This window comes from Herbaspirillum sp. B65, assembly GCF_000333555.1.
Classification (GTDB): Bacteria; Pseudomonadota; Gammaproteobacteria; order Burkholderiales; family Burkholderiaceae_D; genus Herbaspirillum; species Herbaspirillum rubrisubalbicans.
Genome location: NZ_BADI01000165.1, coordinates 1 through 6,375 on the forward strand (window position 1 = coordinate 1; position 6,375 = coordinate 6,375).

The following is a 6,375-nucleotide window of genomic DNA, read 5'->3' on the forward strand; positions in this document are numbered from 1 at the left end:
GAATAGAAGCCCACGCCGAATTGGCCGATCAGAGCGGCATCCTTTTGCTGTTCGCCGACAGGGCGCGAGAAGAATTCCTTGGTGCCCGACTTGGCGATGGTGCCCAGATGCGAGATGGCCTCGTCACGGTTCATGCCGATGCCGTTGTCGGAAATGGTGATGGTGCGCGCTGCCTTGTCGAAGCTGATCTTGATCTTCAGTTCCGGGTCGTCCTCGAACAGGCTGCCATTGTTGATGGCTTCGAAGCGCAGCTTATCGGCCGCATCGGAAGCATTGGAGACCAGCTCGCGCAGGAAGATTTCCTTGTTCGAATACAGCGAGTGGATCATCAACTGCAGCAGTTGCTTGACTTCGGCCTGGAAGCCCATGGTCTGTTTTTCGGATGCCATGTTTTTGTCCTTATTGAAGAAATGAATGAGTGAAATAGGCAGAGGCAATCGCCCGTGGGCTGGATATAGGGAGAGACTAGTGGTTTTTCAACTGCGATTTTTACAGTTTTTGTCGCCGCAAGTGCCCAGGCTTGTTTCTTTGGGGCATCAATTGCATAGGCTGACCATTTTTGCCAATGTTGGTTTTTATCAAGTCAATTGAAATTAAACGACTTTTTGCTGCTCTTTGTAATTGAGTTGCAATCCGGCAGTGTTAGAATTATTTTGACAAAAATGTAATAAATTCAATCAACTGATTGAACAGATGTGCAAGCCGGTACTCGCCAAGAAAAAAAAGATGAGTCCCCGGTTTGATGACGGGAATCGCAGCGAGAGGGCTGCCGATTCTTTCCTTGGGTGAGGTTGGGCAGGGGAGGCCGGTGCGATACCGGCTGATGGCGTTGATGATAGTTCTCAAAAGCAAGCGTTTCGTACTCGCAGTGTCACTCGGGCTGGCCGCGCATCCTGCGGCGGTGGTGTGGGCTGCGGACAAGTCGTCGCCTTCGGGCGAGTCAGCCGTATCAGGCCAGGTCCAGCCGGCCAGGCTGGACAATACCTTGGATGCGCCGCCGCAGATACGGCTGGGCGCGGATCCGGCCGGACCGTCGGCCACCGATTACCGTTTGCCGGGTTTGCCGGCTGACACCCCGGCACCCTCGGCCCAGGATGAGATCCTGTTGCTGTTGCGCCAGTCCGATCCGGACTTTTCCGGTAACCGGATTGCCCTGCCGCAGATCAGCATCGTCACCGAAGGAGAGACGGTGCCTGACCTGACCCTGCGCAGCGTGCTCGATCTGGCGCTGGGCAACAGCTACAGCTTTGCCGCCACCGCCGCCCAGGCCGACCAGGCCCGTTATGCGGCCAAGGCCACCGCCGGGCAGTTGGGACCGACCCTGGACGTGCGGGCGCAGAAGGGCAATGAATATTCCTCGCCGTCGTCGGTGCTGGACCCCAACACCGGTCAGATCCAGCGCGCTTCCTACCACAAGCGCTGGGACGTAACCCTGATCGGCCGTCAGCCCATCTTCGCGCCCGGCTCCTACTACGACTACCGCAAGTCCAGCTCGCTGGCCGACGCCGCCGACCTGCGTCGCGACGATGCCCGCGAAAACCTGTACTACAACGCCATCAAGGCGTATTACGACGTCATGCGCGCCTATGCCACGCTGTCGTTCTCGCGCAGCTATGCGCAGCGCATGGGCAGTTTGCTGGATTACATGAGCAAGCGCCTGGAAAGCGGTGGCGCCAGTCGCATCGACTTCGAACGCGTGCGCGGCCGCTCGCTGACTGCGCAATCGGCGGTGGCCGAGGCCGAGGGTGCACTGGAAAGCGCCATGGTGAGCCTGAACCAGATCACCGCCCGCAGATCGAGCAGATCGAAGTGCCGGATCACATGATGCCGGTGGTGCCCGACACCTCCAAACTGGCCCTGCAGGATATCTACGAGACCAATCCCGGCGTGCGTGCCGCGCGGCGCGATGTCGATGCCGCCAACCTGGAGCTCAAGTCGGCGCGCGCCAAGTTCTCGCCCACGCTGGCCGTGGAATGGACCCAGACCAAGACCCGCGGGGCGGGCGGCGCCATCGATACCACCGACAACAGCCTGCAACTGACCACCGACCGGCGCCTGATGATGGTGGTCACCATGAACCTGCTCAATGGCGGCTCCGACGTGTACTACAGCAAGCAGGCCGGTGCCAAGTACGTGGAAAAGAGCAATACCGCGCTGGACCTGGAACGGAAGTTGCGTGAGCAGATCGAGATCAACTACCGCACCCTGGGCGCGGTGAGAAAGCGCATGGAAATCTCGCGCCAGGCCTATCTCACCAATGCCAACGTGGCCGATGTCTTCCTGGAGCAGCTCTCCACCGGCAGCAAGCAATTGCTCGACGTGCTGGATGCCTACCAGCAGGCTTACCAGGCACGCATGGATTTTGCCAACCTGCTGTTCCAGCAGGCCGACATCAGCTACCAGATCCTGCGCAACACCGGTCGCGCCTCGGCGCTGGAAACCCTGCCCACGCGGGCGTCAAACAAGACGGGGGAATGATGGAGGGAGGCAAGGAACAGAATTTCTGGCCAGGCTTCGTGGACGCGCTGTCCAACGTGGTGCTGGTGATGATCTTCGTGGTGGTGGTGTTCGTGGTGACCCTGTTTTACTACTCGCAGAAACTGGCGCAGATGAAGGTCAGCAAGCTGATCTCGCAAGGCCAGGCGCAGGTGGTGGGTGAATCCAAAGCCAAGAAGACCGATACCATCGCCACCGCCGACAGCACCAGCACGAATAGTGCCGAAACGGCGGGCGAGCGCGAAAAGGCGCAGGAGATCGAACAGTTGAAGCGCGAAGTGGCCAGCCTCAAGGCCAAGCTGGCCGCGCCCCCGTTGCAATCCGATAATGGCAGCCTGCGCAGCGATGCTGCGCCGTCCAGCCCCAATGCGATCCAGGTCAAGACCGAACCCAACGACAAGCCAGTGGCGCCGGGTCTGCGCATCGACACCAATGAAAAGGCCGTCACCCTCAACTTCGATGCCGATTCCACCCAGTTGAATGAAGAGGGCAGTCGTGCGCTCGACAAGAGCATCGGTGACTGGGTGCGCCGCGCCAAGTCCAGCCAGGGCAAGATCGTGGTCACCGGCGTGATCGGCAGTGGCGCCTACAGCGAGAGCCGGCGCCGCGCCTACTATCGCACCGTGGCGGTGCGCAACTACCTGATCGACGCTGGCGTGGACAAGGAGCGCGTCACCAGCCGCGTGGCCACCGATGAAAACGGCAGTGGCAACGATGCCCGCGTGATCGTGCAATACCAGGCCGCAGCAAAATGACGCTCTCGCTCAAGCCCGGCACCGGCCACGGGATCGCATCCCGCAGCAAGGGCTTCATGCGCCGCGTGGCACCGCGCCTGGATCGCCGACTGGGCGAGCTGCAGGCCATGCCGCGACCGCGTCTGGCGGTGCTGGCCTGCGCGGTGCTGCTGGTCTTGCTGGTGGTGTGGTCCATCTTCGCGCCCATCGACATGGTGGTGCGCGGCAGTGGCCGCATCGTTGCCTCCGAACACAACCAGGTCATCCAGCACCTGGAGGGGGGCATCGTCTCGGCCATCCTGGTGCGCGAAGGGGCGGTGGTCAAGAAGGGCCAGACCCTGATCTCGATTGCCGATGTGCGCGCCAATGCCGACCTCGGTGAAGGGCGCGTGAAGATCCTCGGCCTGCGTGCCAAGATCGCCCGCCTGAGTGCCGAAGCCTCGGGTGCCGCCAGCTTGCAGATGCCCGCCGACCTGGATCACGACGACCCCGCCGTGCAGAGCGAGCAGGCCGCCTTTGCCGCGCGCTCGGCCAAGCTCATGCAGGAACTGTCGGTGCTGCGCGAACAGGCGGCCCAGCGCCAGGCCGAACTGGGCGAGGCCATCAGCCGCCAGAAGAGCCAGGCCAGCGAACTGGACCTGGCCCAGCGCCAGTACAAGCTGATCCACAACATGCTCGAACGCAGCGCCGCTTCGCAACTGGAAGACATCCAGGCCGCCGCCCGCGTGCAGGATGCGCAGAGCAAGCTGGCCGCCAACGATGCCATGATCCCGCGCCTGAAGGCGGCCATTGCCGAATCGCAGGCCAAGATGGGCGAGGCTGCCTCGCGCTTCCGCTCCGACGCCCGCACCGAACTGACCGCCGCCGAAACCGAACTGGCGCGCCTGCAGGAAGAGATCAAGTCGCGCAATGACCGCGTCTCCCGCTCCGAGGTCAAGGCACCGATGGATGGTGTGGTCAACCGCGTCATGATCAATACCGTGGGCGGCGTGGTGCGCCCGGGCGACCCCATCATCGAGATGACCCCCAGCGACGACAAGCTGGTCATCGAAGCCCGCATCTCGCCCACCGACCGGGCCGAACTGGTGCCCGGTGCGCGCGCCCCGGTCAAGGTCTCCGGCTATGACTATGGCGTCTATGGCGCCATGGACGGCGTGGTCACCGAGATCAGCGCCGACACCGTGCCGGACGACAACAACCCGCGCGGCGAACGCAGCTACCGCATCAAGATCGCCGTGCAACGTGGCGACCATGCGTTGCAGCGCAAGCTGGCCCTGATGCCCGGCATGACCGCCAGCGCCGACATCATCGTCGGTCGCCGCACGGTGTGGCAGTACCTGATGTCGCCGCTGTCGCGCTTCGGCCAGGGTGCCCTGCGGGAGCCGCGATGAACCCGCTCATCCTGTTCCATGCACATCTATATCCGTCGCTCAGGCCCATCCACCAAGGTTTGAGGGCCGTTGACGTTTTCTGCACCAAGCACTTTCCCTGCGTCCTTTTCTCCGAAACCTCGCTCGTATGAAAAACCTTCGCCAGTTCTACGCACTTGCCGCCATCCCGACACTGCTGCTGTTATTGGGCGCCTTCCTGTTCCGGGGATTCGTGGGTCATGCGATCCAGATCAATCCCTTTCTGAACCTGTTCATCATCGCCGTGGCCGTATTCGGGGTGAGCCTGATCGGCTACAACTTGTACCGCGTCAATTGGGAATACGCCAAACTGATGCAGTTCTACGACCGCACCAAGGCCGGTGAATCGATGGAAAGCCTGGTCAAGGCGCCCGAGTTCGACGGCACCGAGATTGGCCAGGTGCTGGTCTCGGTGGCCAGCACCAAGGGTCGGCTGACCTCGCGTATCGAACAGGAAACCATCGAAGGCTCGCTGCACGACCTGCGCGCCCACCTCGATGCCAAGACCGAGTTCCCGCAATTCCTGACCGGCTTCATGATTGCGCTCGGTCTGCTGGGGACCTTCATCGGCCTGCTCGAAACCCTGGTCAGCACGGCCGCGCTCATCGATGGCTTCGGCAAGGCCAGTGCCGGCGGCGACATGGATGCTTCCTTCATGCACCTGGTGGCCGACCTGCAAAAGCCGCTGGCCTCGATGGGTACCGCCTTCTCGGCCTCCATGTTCGGCCTGATCGGTTCGCTGGCTCTGGGCCTGACGCTCACGCCCTTGCGCGCGGCCAGCAAGAAGCTGGTCACCCGGGCTCGCGAATGCATCAGCGACATGGTGCAGCACGTAGTGCATGACATGAGCGGCCCGGCCGCCACCCAGCGCCAGGGCGTCTCGGAAACCTTCCTGGCCGAATTCCTGCAAGACCTGATGGTATTGCAGCGCGAATCCATCATGGCCGCCCGCAACAGTTCGGAAGCCTCGCTGCAGGCTGGCATCAAGCTGGAAGGCTTGAACGATCGCTTGAACAACATCGTCCAGCTCTTCAACGACAGCATGGAAGAGTCGCGCAGCCTGCGCCAGCTGGTGGCCTTCGGTCCGCGGATGCATGAGACGGCGCAGCAGACCCTGGAAGAAATCCGCAACGTCGGCCAGTTGATCAATACCAAGATCACCTCGGCCCGCGACCTCTCCGACAGTCTGTCTTCGCTGGAAGAACGCCTCTCGGTCAATGGCGACATCGCCAACCGCACCTTCGAAGTGCTGCCGCAGATCGTCACCACCATCCAGGCCGGCCAACTGGCGCTGTCTTCGGCCTTGACCTCGCTGCAGGCACAGCAGGGCGAAATCTCCAATATGAATGAAAAGACTGCGCAGAACATCGCGCAACTGCCGGCCCTGTTGAACCAGATCTCGGTGCGTCTGGCCGATGAAATGGGCGCCATCCAGTACCAGGGTGAATTGCAGGCCACGGTGGCGGCGCGCCTGAACGAACTGGGCAGCACCATCGGCGAGAACTCCAGCAACATGGCCCGTGATGCACTCTCGGCACGCCAGTTGCAGATCGACCTGGCCAAGCACATGGCGACCCAGAACGATCGGGTCAAGAACCTGGGCGCGATCCCGCAATCGCTGACCTCGATCACCGAAGCCCTGATGCGCCAGAACATCAACTGGCAGACCGTCATCGAGGAAATGCGCAGCGGCCGCCAGACCATGGTCAAGGACTTGCGGCTGGAGCTGCGCGAAG

Annotated in this window: 4 protein-coding genes and 1 pseudogene; 4 read left to right on the plus strand and 1 reads right to left on the minus strand. The window is 62.0% G+C overall.

What is annotated here, in order from left to right; translation table 11 throughout:
* Positions 1 to 389 (minus strand): ATP-binding protein (locus I5W_RS04190; RefSeq protein ID WP_044528292.1); only part of this gene is annotated, 389 nt, incomplete at its 3' end.
* Positions 390 to 823: 434 nt separating this feature from the next.
* Between I5W_RS04190 and I5W_RS04195 the strand changes: the two are divergent.
* From I5W_RS04195 to I5W_RS04210, 4 genes and pseudogenes are all read left to right on the plus strand, one after another.
* Positions 824 to 2,478: pseudogene (locus I5W_RS04195) on the plus strand (TolC family protein).
* Positions 2,478 to 3,251, plus strand: a complete 774-nt coding sequence (locus I5W_RS04200; protein ID WP_181458994.1) for an OmpA family protein — start codon at positions 2,478 to 2,480, stop codon at positions 3,249 to 3,251. Before I5W_RS04195 ends, I5W_RS04200 begins: the two are co-directional and overlap by 1 nt.
* The gene (locus tag I5W_RS04205; RefSeq protein ID WP_044528294.1) at positions 3,248 to 4,621 is read left to right on the plus strand and encodes an HlyD family type I secretion periplasmic adaptor subunit; all 1,374 of its coding nucleotides are present in this window, start codon (positions 3,248 to 3,250) and stop codon (positions 4,619 to 4,621) included. The genes I5W_RS04200 and I5W_RS04205 overlap by 4 nt, the downstream gene beginning before the upstream one ends.
* A gap of 127 nt (positions 4,622 to 4,748) precedes the next feature.
* The coding region (locus I5W_RS04210) for a hypothetical protein (RefSeq protein WP_044528295.1) at positions 4,749 to 6,375 on the plus strand (1,627 nt) is incomplete at its 3' end.

Coding starts and splice junctions, on each gene's coding strand:
- I5W_RS04200 (WP_181458994.1), top strand. CDS start 2,478: ATGGAGGGAGGCAAGGAACAGAATTTCTGGCCAGGCTTCGTGGACGCG.
- I5W_RS04205 (WP_044528294.1), top strand. CDS start 3,248: ATGACGCTCTCGCTCAAGCCCGGCACCGGCCACGGGATCGCATCCCGC.